The organism is Methanobrevibacter sp., from assembly GCF_045126245.1.
Lineage (GTDB): Archaea > Methanobacteriota > Methanobacteria > Methanobacteriales > Methanobacteriaceae > Methanocatella.
The window spans coordinates 1-16,672 of the sequence record NZ_JBGVOG010000111.1; the positions used below are offsets into that span (position 1 = coordinate 1).

18 protein-coding genes are annotated in these 16,672 nt (G+C 33.4%); 7 read left to right on the forward strand and 11 right to left on the reverse strand.

Annotated features, from left to right (window positions below):
* Positions 1-2 precede the first annotated feature (2 nt).
* A complete protein-coding gene (locus ACJMLZ_RS08185) occupies positions 3-821 on the forward strand; it encodes a F420-dependent methylenetetrahydromethanopterin dehydrogenase (RefSeq protein WP_405305137.1) in 819 nt (272 codons plus the stop codon).
* Positions 822-949: 128 nt separating this feature from the next.
* Here ACJMLZ_RS08185 and hisB read toward each other — a convergent pair whose 3' ends face one another.
* The 5 genes from hisB to ACJMLZ_RS08210 all read right to left on the reverse strand — a co-directional run bounded on the left by hisB (position 950) and on the right by ACJMLZ_RS08210 (position 4,734).
* Complete coding sequence (gene hisB, locus ACJMLZ_RS08190; protein WP_405305138.1) at positions 950-1,528, reverse strand: imidazoleglycerol-phosphate dehydratase HisB; 579 nt, start codon at positions 1,526-1,528, stop codon at positions 950-952.
* 39 nt (positions 1,529-1,567) lie between these two features.
* Positions 1,568-1,768, reverse strand: a complete 201-nt coding sequence (locus ACJMLZ_RS08195) for a 4Fe-4S binding protein (protein WP_405305139.1) — start codon at positions 1,766-1,768, stop codon at positions 1,568-1,570.
* Positions 1,769-1,784: 16 nt separating this feature from the next.
* Positions 1,785-2,477, reverse strand: coding sequence for a TOBE domain-containing protein (locus ACJMLZ_RS08200; RefSeq protein WP_405305140.1), 693 nt, complete (start codon positions 2,475-2,477; stop codon positions 1,785-1,787).
* Between the two features lie 63 nt (positions 2,478-2,540).
* A complete protein-coding gene (locus tag ACJMLZ_RS08205; RefSeq protein ID WP_405305141.1) occupies positions 2,541-4,100 on the reverse strand; it encodes an oligosaccharide flippase family protein in 1,560 nt (519 codons plus the stop codon).
* A 49-nt stretch (positions 4,101-4,149) separates the two neighbouring features.
* A complete protein-coding gene (locus ACJMLZ_RS08210) occupies positions 4,150-4,734 on the reverse strand; it encodes a flavodoxin family protein (protein ID WP_405305142.1) in 585 nt (194 codons plus the stop codon).
* Between the two features lie 159 nt (positions 4,735-4,893).
* Here ACJMLZ_RS08210 and ACJMLZ_RS08215 point away from each other — a divergent pair, with 159 nt between their 5' ends.
* The gene (locus tag ACJMLZ_RS08215) at positions 4,894-5,748 is read left to right on the forward strand and encodes a phosphoserine phosphatase (RefSeq protein WP_405305143.1); all 855 of its coding nucleotides are present in this window, start codon (positions 4,894-4,896) and stop codon (positions 5,746-5,748) included.
* Here the strand turns inward: ACJMLZ_RS08215 and ACJMLZ_RS08220 are convergent.
* The 3 genes from ACJMLZ_RS08220 to ACJMLZ_RS08230 all read right to left on the reverse strand — a co-directional run bounded on the left by ACJMLZ_RS08220 (position 5,745) and on the right by ACJMLZ_RS08230 (position 9,193).
* Positions 5,745-6,026: a zinc ribbon domain-containing protein gene (locus ACJMLZ_RS08220; RefSeq protein WP_292821041.1), complete on the reverse strand. Its 282-nt coding sequence runs from the start codon at positions 6,024-6,026 to the stop codon at positions 5,745-5,747. The two genes, ACJMLZ_RS08215 and ACJMLZ_RS08220, sit on opposite strands and share 4 nt — an antisense overlap.
* Positions 6,027-6,073: 47 nt before the next feature.
* Positions 6,074-7,300, reverse strand: a complete 1,227-nt coding sequence (locus ACJMLZ_RS08225) for a bifunctional 5,6,7,8-tetrahydromethanopterin hydro-lyase/3-hexulose-6-phosphate synthase (protein ID WP_292821241.1) — start codon at positions 7,298-7,300, stop codon at positions 6,074-6,076.
* A gap of 66 nt (positions 7,301-7,366) precedes the next feature.
* Positions 7,367-9,193: a threonine--tRNA ligase gene (locus tag ACJMLZ_RS08230; RefSeq protein ID WP_405305144.1), complete on the reverse strand. Its 1,827-nt coding sequence runs from the start codon at positions 9,191-9,193 to the stop codon at positions 7,367-7,369.
* Positions 9,194-9,293: 100 nt separating this feature from the next.
* On the opposite strand from ACJMLZ_RS08230, the gene cfbB reads away from it, so the two are divergent.
* Positions 9,294-10,649 carry a Ni-sirohydrochlorin a,c-diamide synthase gene (cfbB, locus tag ACJMLZ_RS08235; RefSeq protein WP_405305145.1) on the forward strand — a complete coding sequence of 452 codons (1,356 nt, stop codon included), beginning with the start codon at positions 9,294-9,296 and terminating at the stop codon, positions 10,647-10,649.
* A gap of 2 nt (positions 10,650-10,651) precedes the next feature.
* Positions 10,652-11,713: an oligosaccharide repeat unit polymerase family protein gene (locus ACJMLZ_RS08240; RefSeq protein WP_405305146.1), complete on the forward strand. Its 1,062-nt coding sequence runs from the start codon at positions 10,652-10,654 to the stop codon at positions 11,711-11,713.
* Here ACJMLZ_RS08240 and ACJMLZ_RS08245 read toward each other — a convergent pair.
* Positions 11,699-12,601, reverse strand: coding sequence for a restriction endonuclease (locus ACJMLZ_RS08245; RefSeq protein WP_405305147.1), 903 nt, complete (start codon positions 12,599-12,601; stop codon positions 11,699-11,701). The two genes, ACJMLZ_RS08240 and ACJMLZ_RS08245, sit on opposite strands and share 15 nt — an antisense overlap.
* Positions 12,602-12,731: 130 nt before the next feature.
* Here ACJMLZ_RS08245 and surE point away from each other — a divergent pair, with 130 nt between their 5' ends.
* On the forward strand, positions 12,732-13,508 hold the full coding sequence (surE, locus tag ACJMLZ_RS08250) for a 5'/3'-nucleotidase SurE (RefSeq protein WP_405305148.1): 777 nt from the start codon (positions 12,732-12,734) through the stop codon (positions 13,506-13,508).
* 5 nt (positions 13,509-13,513) lie between these two features.
* On the opposite strand, the gene ACJMLZ_RS08255 is transcribed toward surE, so the two are convergent.
* Complete coding sequence (locus ACJMLZ_RS08255) at positions 13,514-13,657, reverse strand: hypothetical protein (protein WP_405305149.1); 144 nt, start codon at positions 13,655-13,657, stop codon at positions 13,514-13,516.
* Between the two features lie 74 nt (positions 13,658-13,731).
* Here ACJMLZ_RS08255 and ACJMLZ_RS08260 point away from each other — a divergent pair, with 74 nt between their 5' ends.
* Positions 13,732-13,929, forward strand: coding sequence for an LSM domain-containing protein (locus tag ACJMLZ_RS08260; protein WP_405305150.1), 198 nt, complete (start codon positions 13,732-13,734; stop codon positions 13,927-13,929).
* Positions 13,930-13,991: 62 nt separating this feature from the next.
* Here the strand turns inward: ACJMLZ_RS08260 and ACJMLZ_RS08265 are convergent, their stop codons facing one another.
* On the reverse strand, positions 13,992-15,119 hold the full coding sequence (locus ACJMLZ_RS08265; protein ID WP_405305151.1) for an MFS transporter: 1,128 nt from the start codon (positions 15,117-15,119) through the stop codon (positions 13,992-13,994).
* 157 nt (positions 15,120-15,276) lie between these two features.
* On the opposite strand from ACJMLZ_RS08265, the gene ACJMLZ_RS08270 reads away from it, so the two are divergent.
* Entirely contained in the window at positions 15,277-16,671 is a 1,395-nt protein-coding gene (locus ACJMLZ_RS08270) for an MFS transporter (RefSeq protein WP_405305170.1), read from the forward strand.
* Position 16,672 lies beyond the last annotated feature (1 nt).

A 16,672-nucleotide genomic window follows, 5' to 3' on the forward strand; every position in this document is an offset into this window, starting at 1 on the left:
AAATTGCAATTATTAAAAGTGGTAATATTGGTACTTCACCAGTAATTGACCTATTGTTAGACGAAAGAGCAGACAGACCAAATATCGATGTAAGAACATTTGGATCTGGAGCAAAAATGAACCCAGAACAAGTAGAAGACGTTGTTCCTAAAATAGACGCTTTCGAACCTGATTTCGCAATTTTCATTAGCCCAAACCCAGGTGCTCCTGGACCAGCTAAAGCAAGAGAATTATTATCTGAAAAAGATGTTCCTGCTATTATCATTGGTGACGCACCAGGTAAAGGTAAGAAAGATGAAATGGACGAACAAGGATTAGGTTACATTATTGTAATGTCTGACCCAATGATTGGTGCAAAAAGAGAATGGTTAGACCCAACTGAAATGGCTATCTTCAACTCCGACATCTTAAAAGTATTAGCTGAAACCGGAGCATTAAGATTAGTCCAAAAAACCATCGACGCTGTAATTGCACAAGCAGACGCAGGCGAAGAAATCGAATTACCTAAACTCATTATTACTGCTGAAAAAGCTGCAGAAGCTGGTGGATTCGCAAACCCATACGCAAAAGCAAAAGCTATTGCTGCATACGAAATGGCTGGATCCGTTGCAAACTTAGACATGAAAGGTTGTTTCATGACCAAAGGTTTCGAAAACTTCATCCCATTAGTAGCTGCTGCTCACGAAATTGCTGCATGTGCTGCTAAATTAGCACAAGAAGCAAGAGAAATCGAAAAAGCAAACGACACTGTTTTAAGAACCCCTCACATGAAAGAAGGAAACCCAGGTTGTAAAACAGAGTTAATCTCAAAACCACAATAAGTAGCTTAACGCTACTTTTATTTTTTCTTTTTTTTAGAATCTTTTCAAAAAAAACGACTATTTTTTCAATTATCTACTAAATAGATATTACTATTTTTAAAATTAAAAAAAGATAGCTAAATTAATAGCTATAATACTCCTTTTGTAGAAGGAATTTGATCATGCTCAATTTTGATGGCTTCCTTTAAAGATTTGGCAAATGCTTTAAAGACAGCTTCAGCTTTGTGGTGATCATTTGCCCCATCAGCAGTTCCATAGATATTTAATTTGGCTGAACTTGCAAATGATTCGAAAAAGTGGATTATAATATCGGAAGTCATGTCTCCAATCTTTTCATTTTTAAAATCAAGACTCATATTGCAGTAACTGCGTCCGCTAATGTCAATTGCAACGGTTGCAACGGATTCATCCATCGGAACAATTGCATGCGCCATTCTTTTAATGCCCCTTTTATCGCCAATTGCTTGCAGGAAAGCTTCTCCGAGCAATATTCCAACATCTTCTATGGTGTGATGGTCATCGATTTCAATGTCTCCGGAAGCGATGACATCCAAATCAATCATACTGTGTTTTGAAAATGATTCCAACATATGATTAAAGAAATTGATACCTGTTGAAATATCATATTTACCGGTACCATCAAGATTCATCTTAATAATTATATCTGTCTCTGAAGTTTTTCTTGAAACGTTCGAATTTCTACTCATAATCTAACCTACAAAATAATTAATTTAAGCTTTAAGCATTTACACTTCTTCGCCAGGACGTATAATTTTAATACAATCTACAGGGCATTCCATGGCACATAGTGTGCAAACATGACAATATCTTAAATCTAATATATGTGCAACGTTATCAACCTTCCAAATTTTAGCCGCTTTCGGACAAATGTCAAAGCAGTTGCCGCAACCTATGCATTCATCTTCATCAACCAAAATTTGCAACATGCATTACACCTTTAAATTATAACTTTAAAGTAGCAACAGACATGGCCTTAAATCCTACATAAATCTCTTTACCTATATTAAGATTTAATTCCTTTTCAGCGGATACTGTAATGTCTGAATATATATTGATGCCACCAACATCTATTCTTACACGAATAACTTCATTTTCAAGCTTCATTTCAACAATTTGGCCTTTCAGAATATTGCGTATACTGGATGTTTGAGGCTCCACCATCAAGAAAATATTATCATAGCTTATCAAAGCCAATAATTTATCTCCAACTTCATAATTTCTGTTTAATGGAGCTTTAATTTTGAAATCATGCATTTTAATTGTCATGACCCCTTTCGCTTCATCAATGTCGACAATTTCAGATTCTATTTCATTGACATCTTTATGAAGTTCCATAATGGCATTAATTTTTTTACACTCTTTTAAAATGGAATATCCTTCTTCGGTAAGTGAAGTTCCACCTCCACCACCTTTTCCCCCTTTAGTAGTATTTACAATTTTAACGTTTAGTGTTGATTCGATTTTTTCAATATAATTCAATGCAGTTCTATAAGACACATTGATTGACTTTGCTGCTGCCGTAAGTGATCCAGTATCTAAAATATATTCCAGAAGCTGAAATTTCTTACTATCCAGCAAGAAAGAGTTTCCATCTATATTGATTTTATATTCAACACCAGCCTTTACATCAGTCATATTATAATCCCCCAATTATAATTACTAATGTTTATATCTTTTATATATAAATAAGTTTTTTTATTAATTTCTAAATTCAACTTTTTCAACAAAATTTAATAATTTATTTGCTATTTTAGACAGAGGCCCTAATTTAGATGAATACTCTCTTAAAGTCTCAATATCCTCTTTTGTGAAAAATTTAACTAAAATCAATGCAAAGAAATAAACAATCATACAAACGATAATTCCAGGAAATAGCCATAATGCTGTTTTTGGAACAAACAATCCGAACAAACCCATAATACCAGTTGCGGCCAGTATTTTTAAAACCGGCAATTTAGGGGCTTTTGTTTTGGTTAATTTGAATACAAAGTAAATACATGGAATCATCATTAAAAAACAGGCAATAGTTGTAGCGGCTGCGCCTCCAGCAATGCCTAAAATCGGAGCAAATATCCAGCAAAGAACCGCAGTGGTGATTGAACCGAATATTAAAATGTACATTGGAATTCTAGGATTTCCAATACCTTGGATAATACTGGTTGATATTGCAAATATGGAATAAAAAGTCATTCCGATTGACAATATTGCTAAAGCAGGAGCACCTGCGACATAAGCGGGAATTTTGAAATAAAGCAACCTTAGGATAGGTGCTGAGAATAATGCAAGGCCAACACACATCGGAACTACAAACAACAATGAAATCTTATAGGATTCCCCCACATATTTTTGAAGCGCTGAGATATCCTTAAGTTTAAAGGCTTCAGAAGAAGCAGGCAAAATTGTAGTCGCAACTGAAATGGAAATCATTAAAGGCAGTCTGGCAATAGGGTCTGCAGCTGTGAAAAACCCGATATCCGCCAATGTCAAAAATCTGCCCATAATAAGGGTACAAATGTTATAAATAAGCATTTCGGCAATTGCAGTTATGATAACGGGAATTGAAAATCTAACCAACACGATGCCTAATTTAAGTTCATCGCGAAGTGAAAATTCAAAGTCTCCGGTAGGTTTAGGAATGTATTTTGGCATGAAAAATTTAAATATCAAAACGGAAGAAACCGCAGCAAGAGCATAACCGATTACTGTACCCCATAGAGCACCGATGACAGAAAAGCCTATCAAAACGAATGCAGTTGCAAACAGAATCATCCCTAACTGCTCGATGGCACGGGTATAAACGATATATTCCATCTTATATACTCCTTGAAATGCACCCCTGAATGCACCTAAAACAACACTGAAAGGAGTAATCAAACCAATAATCTGTAATGGAACCATAACCTGAGGTTTATGCATGAAATTGTTAGCCAATATTGGAGCAATGAAGAAGATCATTAAAAATCCTAATAACAATCCTAGAAAAACCATAATCTTTAATGCAGTATAAATAGTCTGCCTCGACATGTTATGGTCATCAACGGCCTCATATTCAGCGATATATTTAGATATGGCCGGAGGAAGACCTCCAGAAGCTAGAGTTTGAAATATTCCCTGAACAGACATTGTGGTACCCAAAATACCATTATTAACAGGTCCCAACAATGTAGCCATTAAAAAACGATAGAGATAACCGCCAATACGGAAAATTATGTTACCTATAAAAATTATCAAACTGCCTCTTACCAACTTATTTGCCATAATATACCTTTAAAAATTAGTTATTATAAATATAATATGATTTTAGTATTTAAATATACTTATTTAGGAAATTTTCAAATTCATTTAAAGTTCGATTTAAAGACTCCATTCCATATGTATCTTCCTTAATATCATCCAATGAATCATTAGACCAAAATGAAGCTCCCAAATTAGAACCAAATGGCCCACCACTTACAGGAATTATGCCATGTATCATGAAATATGTAATATTTTTTAGATGAGCAAAATCCTGACCTCCTGTGCGATCTCCCCCGACAGCAATACTCATTCCAATTTTTCCCCTTAACAGATTATAATCAACAGCCTCCAGAGCTCGGGTTCTGTCCATTATGGCCGATAAATTGGAACTTATGCCGCCACTTTGAATCGGAGTGGCCAATATTATACCATCGGAGTTTTGAAGTCCTTTATAGACATCTTTCATGTCATCATCAATAATGCATCTTTTATTTTCCAAACAATAATCACAATGCATGCATGGCTTAATATCTTTTCCCATGCATGTGAAAATTTCAGTTTCAAAATTATGATTGTCTAATTTGGATAAAGCATTTTTTAAAACAAATTCAGTAGTGTTATTTCTTGGACTTGCACAAATACCAAAAACCTTCATGTTATCAAAACCTTCAACTGATAATATTAATTTATAAGACTCCAATAAAATAGTTTGAGTTAATTATTTTTTAAGGAATATTAAGAAAATAGCAAAAAAGCAATATTATAAAAATATTTATACTTTCATCCACAGATATATAAATCGTTGGGAGAAATTATGAAGATTGGTAGAGGCATTGTAAAAAAATATTCCAGAGAATATCGTAGGACTCTGAAAAGTGGAGAGACAAAAAAATACACCACACAACAGATACAGATTACAGTTCCTAAAAATGAAGATATTTACAATAACCAGGAAGAAGTATTAATTATCCCCCAATCCGAGATTGAAAATTTTAAAGAAATGGAAGAAACTAATGAGTGTTTAAAGATAGCTAATTATTTATATGTACGGGAAGTGAAGGAATTGAGAGAACAGCTTGAAAAAAATATTAATCCGTCCACTTTAGAATACGAAAAACAAATTGAAGAACTAAAAGCAGAATTGGCTAAAAAAACCGATGCTTTAAGTGAAATTGAAGATAAATATGCTTCCTTACATGAAAATAACCTTGACAGCTTGAAAAAAGAAAACGAAAACATTAAAGATAAACACTCAAAACTGATTATCGAAAACGAAAATCTCAAAAGCAAATTCGTAAACATCAAAGAAGAAAACGAAAATCTCAAAACAAAATATTCAAGTATCAAAGAAGAGAATAAAAATCTCAAAACAAAATGCTCAACCTTAAAAGAAGAACATCAAAACATTAAGGACAGCTACGATAAAATTACCGATAAATACGATCAGCTAAAACATGAAAACCTCTCTACAAGAACAAGTTATGCTGAGATGTATGAGCTTAATGAAGGTTTAGAAAAAGATTATGATTCCTTACGCCTTGAATATAATGATTTAGTTGACAAATTTAATGATTTACAAGAAGAAATCTACAATATCAAATCTTCACAAAACCATGATGAATACATCGCCAACAGAGTAAGGGAATTCATCTTAAAAAGTAGAAGTTAAAGAGTTTTATAATCATCTTGGAATTCGGGATTCCATCTTTTTAATCCCGGAATAAACATTGCTGTAATACCAGTTGCCTGGGTTTCCGGCAATCTAGGATTTTTTTCCATCATTTCTTTTGTTTTTCTTACAATCATCTCATTAAGAGTTATGTCCGGTTCTGTATATTCACCATTTTGAAAGCAATCAATACAAAATTCATCGTTTGGACTTCCATCCTTATTTGTTCCGTAATCCTCTTTTACAATAGGCCTGCCGCATGAATTGCAAAATCCCATAAAAAAAACTCCTTTTAAAAAAAATAGAAAATAAATTAGAAATTAATCTAATTTACTTGTTCGTCTTCATCCATTGCAAGTCTCATATTATCCGGGTCAGGTGGGAAATGAGCCAAGAAGTCTTGAGCGGATCTTCTTACATCTCTGGAACCGATAATATATCTTCCTGCAATAATAATGTCTGCACCTTTGTCGATAGCTTCCTCAACATTGTCAGGTTTAATACCGCCGGCAACTGCAATTAAGCCGCCGCCAATGATTTCTTTAATCTTTTTGATGTTACCCCATTCAGTCATCTCACTGGTATCTTCACCTTTTTCAGCTTTATAAGTTTCTAAATCGACATTTCTGTGTAACAATACTATATCTGGTTTTAAATCATCTGGAATTTGAGATAATTTTTCTTCAAAGTCTTTGACATTCATCATATCAAGGATGGAGTAAATACCTTGTTTTTGAGTTTCATGAATTGCCTTTTTAATTGATTCAATAGTACCAAGACCAGAAATAGCAACCGCATCAGCTGTTTCATCTGCAGCCATTTTAATTTCTACACGACCAACATCTAAAGTTTTTAAATCAGCAATAATGAATGCATCTGGACGCAATTCTCTGATTTTTCCAACAACACCGACACCAAATTTTTTAACGAGAGGAGTTCCGGCTTCGAGAAGTACTCTTTCCTTATCCGGTAAATCTTCAATGATTTTTGCCATTACATCCAAGTTATCAAGATCAAGTGCAACTTGTAAATATGGTGGAGACCAAAGTTTTTGTACTCTGAATCCCATAATTGGGTGAGTTCCACGGTCTTTTTCTGCAAGAACTTTGTCCATTGATGGATATCCTTCCATTGCTCTTCTAATAGCCAATTTTGTAGCTCCATAATTGTATTGATATATTTTTCTGAAATCTTTTGCAGAAGGGTCAATAAATACGCTTACATTAATAACAATGTCTTCTACAATGTCTTTTGGAATATATCCGTCTTCCACCGCATCAGCTACAGCTCTAGCAACAGCAGTTTGTGCAGGTCCAAATATTTTACTAGCATCGTCTAAATCTCCAACAGTTACTTTAGGAATGATTAAAGTAGCTGGCTTAGTCATTAAGTTTGGTCTAATTACACTTGTTAAAGGAGTGTGTCCAACAGATAAATTGGATAATCCATTAGCAAAAGCTTGACCAACAGGGCCGAATTTATCACCGATTAATAAATCAACGTGAGCTAATTCAGGTCCATCTCCAATAAGAGCTTCTCCTATTCTGTACATTGGGTCCATTAAATTTCCTCCGTCATATAATAACATTTTATAGTATATTTTTATTGATAAATATAATTATTGGAAGTTAATCCTTCTTGAGATATCCTTAGGTAAAGGCAATCTTCTGAAAGGTTTTCCTTCACATTTTTCATTAATTTCAGCTATTAATTCCTCTGCTGTCATATCTACCTTTTCGCCGGTTTCACGAACAGTCACTTGGAATTTTCCAGTCTCCATTTCTTTGTCACCTACAACAAAAATGTATGGAATCCATTCTTTTGATGCATTTCTGATTTTTTTACCTATGCTTTCATCCCTATCATCAATATCGACACGAATGTTGGCAGCATTGATTTTGTCATAAAGTTCATTGGCAAATTCCTTGTGAGATTCTCCCACAGTTAGAATTCTTGCTTGAATCGGACTCAACCAAGTTGGTAACATTGGAGAGCGTTCATTAATTTCAATAGCTGTTTTTTCAAGCAGGGCACATAAAACCCTTTCAATACTTCCGGTTGGGGAAGTATGCAGGATTGTTGGATTATGCTGTTCTCCATCTTCACCAAGGTATGTAATTCCAAATCTTTTACCACTTTCAACATCTATCTGAACAGTAGGATTTTCGATTGGGCGTCCTAAAGCATCAATATTTGCCAAATCGATTTTGCATATCCAATAATGGTGTCTTTCAGGCAAGATTTCCAAAAGGATAGGTTTTTTGAATTTGCGAGCAATTTCATACATCCATTCTTCGTTTTCTTCAAAGAAATCTTGAGTTGCTCTGAAAATTACTTCAAAGTCCAAATTCAAATCTTTACCAGTTTGCATACACATGTCTGTTTGAGCGGAAAATTCTTCTAAAGAGGAAGGCACATCACAACAGAATGAGTGGCAATCAGGCATAGTGAATGCTCTTAATCTTTTAAGACCAACCACTTCACCTTTTTTCTCATAACGGAAACTGTATCTTGTTAATTCAAATATCTTTGCCGGGAAATTTTTCCAGGTTAAGTATGAATCACTCATTAATCTAAATGCGCCGAAACAAGCTGCAAATCTAAGCATTAATTTCTTTTTAGTATCTGTCCTGTATTGTCTTTCACCGAATTTGTAAGCATGTTCGTAGATGGCCTGATTATCCAGATCATAGAAAATTGGAGTTTCAACAGGCATTGCTCCTCTACTTACAGTCAAATCGTAAACGTAATCGGATAATAAATCCCTAATCAACTTTCCTTTAGGATACCATCTGAGATTTCCAACATCGGAAGCAGGTTCATAATCACAAATTTCTTTTTCTCTCATTAACTTAACATGCGGAGGTTCACCCTCATCAGATGCCCCCTGTCCAAGTTCATAATCAACAAGTTGTTTAAAAGCTTTATTTTCAAATTTAAAGTCATCGATTTGAGTGATCTTATCTCCTTCAAGAATTTGCCAAGTAGAAGGTTTTCTTTCAACTTTTTCTTCTTCTTGCGCATCTGCGGAAATTGTTCTTGAAAGTTCACTTAACGGGTGACCCTTACATGAAATCTCAAAAGCCTTATACCATCCGAAAGGCACTCTTTTAACATTTAAATCTTCAGCAAGTAAAGCTTCTTCTGTATCTTTTAAAATCTTAATAGCTACTTTTGGAGAACCTAATGATGAAGACAAGTGAGCATATGGATACAATACAATATTCTCTGCTTGAACTTGTTCATTGGTTTTCTTAACTTCACTGACTAAATTCTTAACGATGCCTTCTGGATTATTTTCATCTTCTTTTTCAACACTTGTAAATACAACTAAAGAGTCATCGAAAGCCCCTTCCATTTTAGCTTCATCAATTTCTTCAGCTACAGGTGTTTTATTCTTTACATTGTAATTTAAATAATCAGAATGAATTAGTAAAATTCTCATTTAACCACCATTATATATGATTTAATTTTATGTTTAATATTATTTAAAATGATTTAATTATACAAAAATTGTTATATAACAAGGATGCAAATTAGTAATTATGAGAATAATTTTAGCAGGAACAGGTAGTGCCGTTGGAAAAACAACAATTGCTACCGGAATCATGAAAGCCTTAAGTGAAAAATATAACGTTCAGCCATTTAAAGTTGGACCTGACTACATCGACCCGTCATACCATACATTAGCTACAGGAAATGTATCAAGAAACCTGGATTCGTTTTTTATGGAATCCGGACAGGTTAGAGATTCCTATTTAAAAGCTATGGACGGAAAGGACATAGCAGTGATTGAAGGTGTTCGCGGACTTTATGAAGGAATAGACTCCGTGAATGATATTGGAAGCACCGCTTCAATAGCCAAATCCCTGAAAGCTCCTGTCATCCTAATAATAAATTCCAGAAGTCTGGTCAAAAGTGCCGCGGCTTTGGTATTGGGTTTTAAAGCCTTGGATCCTGAAATTAATATTGCTGGAGTTATTTTAAATAAAGTTAAAAATAAGGCCCACTATGAAAAGACTAAAAGGTCCATAGAGGAAATTACAAAAACAGAGGTTATAGGCGGAATCATCCGTGACAATTCTATATCCATAGAAGAAAGACATTTAGGCCTTGTTCCTGCTCGTGAAAAAGAAAATTCCCTAAAATATATTGACATTTGGTCTGAAGTCATGAAAAATTCACTGGATTTGGACAGACTGGTGGAAATTGCCCGCGAGGCTCCAAAAATCACATCAGACATAATTCCAATTTGGAATAAATTAAATAAACAGAAGGTTAAAATTGGAATAGCTTATGATGAAGTATTTAATTTCTATTATAAAGAAAATATCGAATCATTGGAAGCAAACAATGCTAAAATCGAATATTTTTCACCATTGAACGATGAAGGATTGCCTGATGTGGACGGATTATACATCGGAGGGGGATATCCTGAACTCTTTTCAAAACAGCTCAGCGCAAATGAAAGAATGCTTCACGACATCAAAACATTCCACCTGGAAAACAGACCCATCTTTGCAGAATGCGGCGGTTTGATGTATCTTATGAATTCCATTCATGAAGACAAGGTTGTTAACGTATATCCTTACAAAGCTGTCTTAACTGATAGAGTGCAAGCACTGAAATACACAATTGCAGAGGTTAAAGAGGACAATATCATATCCAAAAAAGGTGAAAAATTCAATGGACATGAATTCCATTATTCCAAAGTATTGGTTGACAATAAAAACATCAAACATAAACTTGCTTTCAATATCTTAAGAGGAAAAGGTTCCTATAACAACCAAGATGGTTTTATTGAAGGCAACACACTTGCAAGTTATGTTCACACCCATGTGGCGGCAATGCCTAATTTTGGAGGGAATTTAGCTATCTCCTCATATGAATTGGGAGGATAGATATGAAAATAGAAAAAATCGATTTCTTTCAGCCGTTATTGATTGTAGTTGCAATAATCGCATTTTTGGCAATGGGATATATCGGATCATTTAATTATAGGTTTGAAGATCCACTGAAACCAGAAGTGATTTTAACAATTCTTTTTTCATGCATAATCTTTTTAGCTGGAGCAATAGCCATCAAATATAAAATAAATGTTGAAAAAACAAAAGAACTCGATTTTTTATCTGAAAGATTGCTGCTGGCTCTTGTAATCATAGCTTTAGTTTTACAAACTCTGAACATGGTACTGCTTGGAGGCATTCCCCTTTTCAACAGTGTTTTGAAGTCCAGCGCAACAACCAATATCTGGAGAATAGCCTATCCATTATTTTTAATAATGATTAATTTATTGCTTGCAAAACATTACGATAAAAAATACCTGTTTCTCGTTGTTGTTGGGGCTTTAATCTTTGGATTGAACGGATATAGAACTTCAGTAATCGGAATTTTGGGAAGTTCGTTTATTACTCTTTATTATCTCAAAAAAATATCAAGAAGATTTGCCGTCATCTTTATAGGCATAATGATTATTGGACTTCTTGGCGTTGGATATATCGCATCCCAATCAATAGCCAATCAACATTGGACATTGAACCCCGTTGAACTAATCTTTTACAGGGCCGCATTCACATTGGAAGTGTTTGAAAGGATAATCCCATTAGGCGGAACTACACATGGCCACATCTTGTCCATGATCTTTTCATCAGGAAGCCCAAGAACCTTTATTGGACAATACGTTCTTCACTACAACGTATGTTTAACATCCACACTGTTCGGACCTGTGTACCTTGATTTTGGAATGATTGGACTAACAATACAAATGCTCTTTATGGGAGCATTCCTGCAGTTAGTTCATAAATTAAAAAAAGGAATAGGAGTAGCAATTTACTCCGTTATCTTAACACACACATTAATTTGGATAGAAACCGGACCAACCGACATAATGATTTGGTTCTTGTATCTTTTAGGATTGATTTTAATAATAATTAATTTTAATCATATTAAATTAAACAAAAATTAATATGATTAAGATTATCAATGAAATGAAGAATACAAATGTTCCTTTTACAATGAAATCGCCGTTTCTTTCTGTGTATAAGGATAGGCCATAAGATAAAACTAAAGCTACGACCATTTCAATTAATCCTACAATTCCAGCATCCATTTTTAGGATATTGCCTCCGAAAAAGGCAATGAAATAAGAAATTGCTACAACCAATATAATCAGTGCAATTGGATTGCTGATTAACTTTAACAATAATGGATTGGAAAAACTAGATTGCTGCTGATTGTAATTATATAAGTTAGTTGAAGTTGAACTGCCCCTACTTTTTGGAGAAGTAAATCTATCCACTAATGAAAGCAATCCATTTGGTCTGTCTTCCTCAACTTGCCTATAGAGTGAACTTTTATAAACATGAGGATTTTGATCCCTTCTTTGCATCAAATATTCCATGTCAGATGCATCATATTGATATTCCGGATATTCCTCTTCAATATAAGCTGATGCCCCACCATCATAAGGAGTATTATCCAAAGTAGTTTGAGAAGTTCTGTCCTGATATTTTTTAGCAAGTTCAATCAAATTATTCCTGTCGACTAGCTTAATATTTTTTCTAAGCGCATAGTTGATTGCTTGACTTGAAAAATAAGAAGAAGAAACAATAGTTACTTTAGATGCTTTTAAACTCTCTCCAACTTCTTCCATCTCTTTTAAAACATCAACTCCAATTTCAAAATTCTTATCATAGTTTTTACATGCTACAACAACACCAAAATCCCCTATTGTTGTTGGTAATATAGCATATATATCTATAATCTTCTGGGAGGTTTTAAAATTCTTATAAACCTTGAAACCAGAGTCTTCCATCACTTTAGCTATAAAATTAATAAGTTGTGGTTTTTCCAATTTTCCACCCGCATGTGTTTTTTCTAAAAAAAAATTACTAATATATTTTATACATTAAATTATTATTAAAGTTTATCATATCACCAAAAAATATAAAATTATTTTAAGATGGTTATACCTTAATAAATATATGAAAGCATTAATAAGTAATGATGATGGAATAACTGCTTCAGGAATCCTTGCTGCTAAAAAAGCGGTTGAAAATTTATGTGATACATGTGTCATTGCTCCTGAAACCCAACAAAGTGGTATAGGGCATGCATTAACACTTTATGAACCATTAAGAGTGAACAGATACACATTAAAAGACGGAAGTTTTGGATACGGCGTAAGCGGAACACCAACCGATGCAGTAACTATCGGACTCTTTCAGCTACTTGACGAAACACCAGACATCATGATTTCAGGAATAAATACCGGGTTTAATTTGGGGCAAGCCGAACTGACAACATCAGGAACACTTGGTGCTGCAATTGAAGCGGCAAGTTTCGGTATTCCTACAATAGCCATTTCACAAGAAGTAATTAGGGATGACATTAAATTTGAAAACGGCGAAATAGAAATAGATTTTGATTTTGCAGGAAAAATGCTTAATAAAATATCTAAAATTGTATTAAAAAAAGGATTGCCTGAAGGAATCGACTTATTGAATGTGAACATACCTGAAAATCCCGTTGACGAAGAATTTGAAGTTGTAAAATTAGGAAAAAGGATGTATACCCCAATAATGCATAAGCGCCTTGACCCACGTGGGAAACCGTATTACTGGATTGGGGGCGAACCGTACGAATCAGATGTCCCCGGAAGTGATGGTTATGAATTACGCAGAGCGCATAAAACTACTGTGACACCCTTAAAAATAGATTTAACAAGTGATATGAGTTTATTGAAAGAGTGGTTGAAATAAAATATCTACAGGTTTAAATCTTTGAGAATTTTATCTCTTTCTTCGCGAAGTTCATTTAAAATCTTTTCATCGCTGCAACCGTCTTTTTTTAATTGCTCAATTGTCCTTGTAATAGCTTCTAAATTTTCTTCTAATTGATTAATTGCCATGGTATAATATTAAAACATTAAAGTATATAAATGTAGAATATAAACTATAATATACGATTAAAGGATTGAAAAACATGACTGACAAAGAACAAGTAAACAAATTATTCAGACAATTTAAAAATAAAAATGTGATTGTGGAATTAAGAGACAATAATCAGGCTGAAGGAAAAATAATAGCTATTGATAATTACTTAAATGTTGTTTTAGAAAATGATAATGGTATTGAAACCTTAAAAGGCGGAAATATTGTATACATTAGCCTAAATGAATAACTATCACCCCACCAAACACCACATAACCATATGAAATGCTATTTTTCTCATACGCTCCTTCATTAAACGGAATCAGGAGTGGCTCTGATTCTAATGACAACAAATGGAATTGCCAAAATCATCATGATTACAGATCCAAAGAAAATGTATAAAATACTAATATTGTCTATAATCATTCCACCAATCATTGTGCCGATAAATATGGATAAATTACACATCAATAAAAATATTCCGTTTGCAAATTCAGGAGATTCACTAACTGATGAAGTAACCCAATATTGTGAAATTGTATATGCAGATCCGTCAAATATTCCAAAAATCAACAGGACAAAAAATTCGGTGAATGGATATTTAACGAATAAACCCAATATAAACATTATAACAGAAAACCCAATAGGATAAAAAAGAACAGTCAAACTACCCTTTTTTTCAAGCAAGTATCCGCATAAAACTGTTCCAAACATGGATGTTAAGCCCATTAAAAATAAAGTAACAAATAACATTTCACCGCTGATTTTGGTTACTTGATTTAAGAATGTTGGAATATAATTATAAGTGATGCTTATACCTACAACCATGCAAAAAACATAAATTATTGAAAGTAGAAATGATTTAGATTTTGCATGACTAATCTGCAACATTATAGGCTCTTTATTACCTTCAAAATTAGGAATGAAGATTACAGTTAAAATTAATGACACGACATTAATCAGAACAAACCACAGCATTGTAATCTGAAATCCATGAGTAAAACCCAAATAGGAAGTAATGGAAAGACCCAATATGCTTCCAGCAGAAACTCCTAAAACAACCCTGTTTGTATAATGCGGAGCAATTTTACCAACAATTGTTAAAGCGGAACTAACAGCAATCGGATAGAAAAATGCAGGAATTATTCTAAAAATAAGCCCAATATAATAATCTGTGACAAACAGTTCCATTGAATTAGCTATTATCGTGATTGCCAATATAATAATTATGAGTCTCTTCTTCTCAAATCTTGAAAAAACGGCAGGCATTACCAAACTTGAAAATCCCAATGTCCCTGCAAATATACTTGCATATAAACTAGCATAATAAATAGAAACATTAAAATAAATCTGAATAACTGAAATAATTCCAACCAAACTTAACAATGTGGACATTGAAAAACAAACACATGCCAACGCCCATACAGTTCTGTTTACCATCAAATGATATTATGTTAAAAAAATAATATAAAGTTAATGATAAGCCAAAGAACTGAATTTTTAGATACAATAAATTAAAAAAATAGGGTTAGGAGGGCTTTCAATTAACATTTCGGAAAAGAAAATACTTCTTATAGTTGCCGCAACCTCACAATTAATCATGCAATTGATTGCTAATATGACAGTTGTTGCACTTCCAGACATAGCTGTGGCTTTAAATTTCTCAGCTGAAGGACTGCTGTGGGTTAATTTAATTTATTTAATGAGTTTTGTATCTTTCAGTCTGCCCTTTGCTAAAATTATCTCGCAATATGGAATTAAAAAAAGCACTAAACTGAGTATTATTCTACTGTTCATATCAATCGCATTATCATTTCTGGCCGTTAATGAATACATGTTTCTTTTATCAAGATTGCTTCAGGGATTAACATCCGCCGCACTGGCAATCAGTATTTATGTAATCATTGTTGAAGAGTTTCAAGAGAATGAAATGGGCTCTGCATTGGGTATGGTTTCCTCAGCGGGTTATGTCGGAATGTTAATGGCTCCATCTTTTATGGGTTTTGTGATTTACTTCGCAGATTGGAAATTTGCATTTTTAATATTAATTCCTATACTTCTTGTTTTATTATATCTACTAAATAATGTTTCAAAAGAATGGGCTGGTGAGAAAAAACCGATTGATAATAAAAGTTCATTTTTCTATATTGTTATAATGGCTTTATTTGCATATGGTCTCACAGAATTAGATGAATATGGCATGATATTTTTAGTAATAAGCTTAATCATGTTGGTAATATTAATTAAAATTGAAAAGAAAGTTGAAGAACCTATATTGAACTTTAATTTAATTAATAACACAAGATATGTAATCGGGAATTACGCGGCTATGGTATCATATTTCACTACAACAATTGCCATTACCGCATTGTCTTTCCATTTACAATATATTCTAAATTTTGAGGAATATATTGTCTCGATGATTCTTATTATTTCCCCAATTATAATGATTGGAATGTCAAATATTGGAGGTATGCTTTCAAACAAATTTGATCCAAGATTAATTTCCGCTACTGCAATGATATTTCTGGCCATTTCCATGACAATATATTTCTTCGTAGACCATATACCGTTTGAAATAATACTTGTCGGATGTGTTTTTCAGGGAATAGGTAACGGATTATTCTCAGCTCCGAATAACAAATATACTTTGACAATTGTGGATGAAGAGGACTTGGCTGATGCAAGTTCAATTCTATCTTCAAGTAAAGAATTTGGAAAAATTTTAAGTACTGGAATTTATACCTTAATCCTATCCATATTTTTCGGAAATCAAACTTTAGGACCAGAAGATTTAGATTATTTATTAGTACAATCCTCGAATCTTATGATGTTTATATGTATGATACTTTCAGTTTCTGCCGCCATACTGCTTCTTTATAGTTTCATGAAATATGAAAAAGGAATTAACAAAGGTACTGTAGAATTCTTCAAGTCAATCACTCCAAAAAGAATTCTGAAAAAAAATAAAATATCCAATTTATTCAAATAAA

Coding starts and splice junctions, on each gene's coding strand:
- ACJMLZ_RS08240 (WP_405305146.1), top strand. CDS start 10,652: ATGAAAATAGAAAAAATCGATTTCTTTCAGCCGTTATTGATTGTAGTT.
- ACJMLZ_RS08215 (WP_405305143.1), top strand. CDS start 4,894: ATGAAGATTGGTAGAGGCATTGTAAAAAAATATTCCAGAGAATATCGT.
- ACJMLZ_RS08265 (WP_405305151.1), bottom strand. CDS start 15,119: ATGGTAAACAGAACTGTATGGGCGTTGGCATGTGTTTGTTTTTCAATG.
- ACJMLZ_RS08205 (WP_405305141.1), bottom strand. CDS start 4,100: ATGGCAAATAAGTTGGTAAGAGGCAGTTTGATAATTTTTATAGGTAAC.
- ACJMLZ_RS08210 (WP_405305142.1), bottom strand. CDS start 4,734: ATGAAGGTTTTTGGTATTTGTGCAAGTCCAAGAAATAACACTACTGAA.
- ACJMLZ_RS08220 (WP_292821041.1), bottom strand. CDS start 6,026: ATGGGATTTTGCAATTCATGCGGCAGGCCTATTGTAAAAGAGGATTAC.
- ACJMLZ_RS08260 (WP_405305150.1), top strand. CDS start 13,732: ATGACTGACAAAGAACAAGTAAACAAATTATTCAGACAATTTAAAAAT.
- surE (WP_405305148.1), top strand. CDS start 12,732: ATGAAAGCATTAATAAGTAATGATGATGGAATAACTGCTTCAGGAATC.
- hisB (WP_405305138.1), bottom strand. CDS start 1,528: ATGAGTAGAAATTCGAACGTTTCAAGAAAAACTTCAGAGACAGATATA.
- ACJMLZ_RS08195 (WP_405305139.1), bottom strand. CDS start 1,768: ATGTTGCAAATTTTGGTTGATGAAGATGAATGCATAGGTTGCGGCAAC.
- cfbB (WP_405305145.1), top strand. CDS start 9,294: ATGAGAATAATTTTAGCAGGAACAGGTAGTGCCGTTGGAAAAACAACA.
- ACJMLZ_RS08200 (WP_405305140.1), bottom strand. CDS start 2,477: ATGACTGATGTAAAGGCTGGTGTTGAATATAAAATCAATATAGATGGA.
- ACJMLZ_RS08255 (WP_405305149.1), bottom strand. CDS start 13,657: ATGGCAATTAATCAATTAGAAGAAAATTTAGAAGCTATTACAAGGACA.
- ACJMLZ_RS08230 (WP_405305144.1), bottom strand. CDS start 9,193: ATGAGAATTTTACTAATTCATTCTGATTATTTAAATTACAATGTAAAG.
- ACJMLZ_RS08225 (WP_292821241.1), bottom strand. CDS start 7,300: ATGTACAGAATAGGAGAAGCTCTTATTGGAGATGGACCTGAATTAGCT.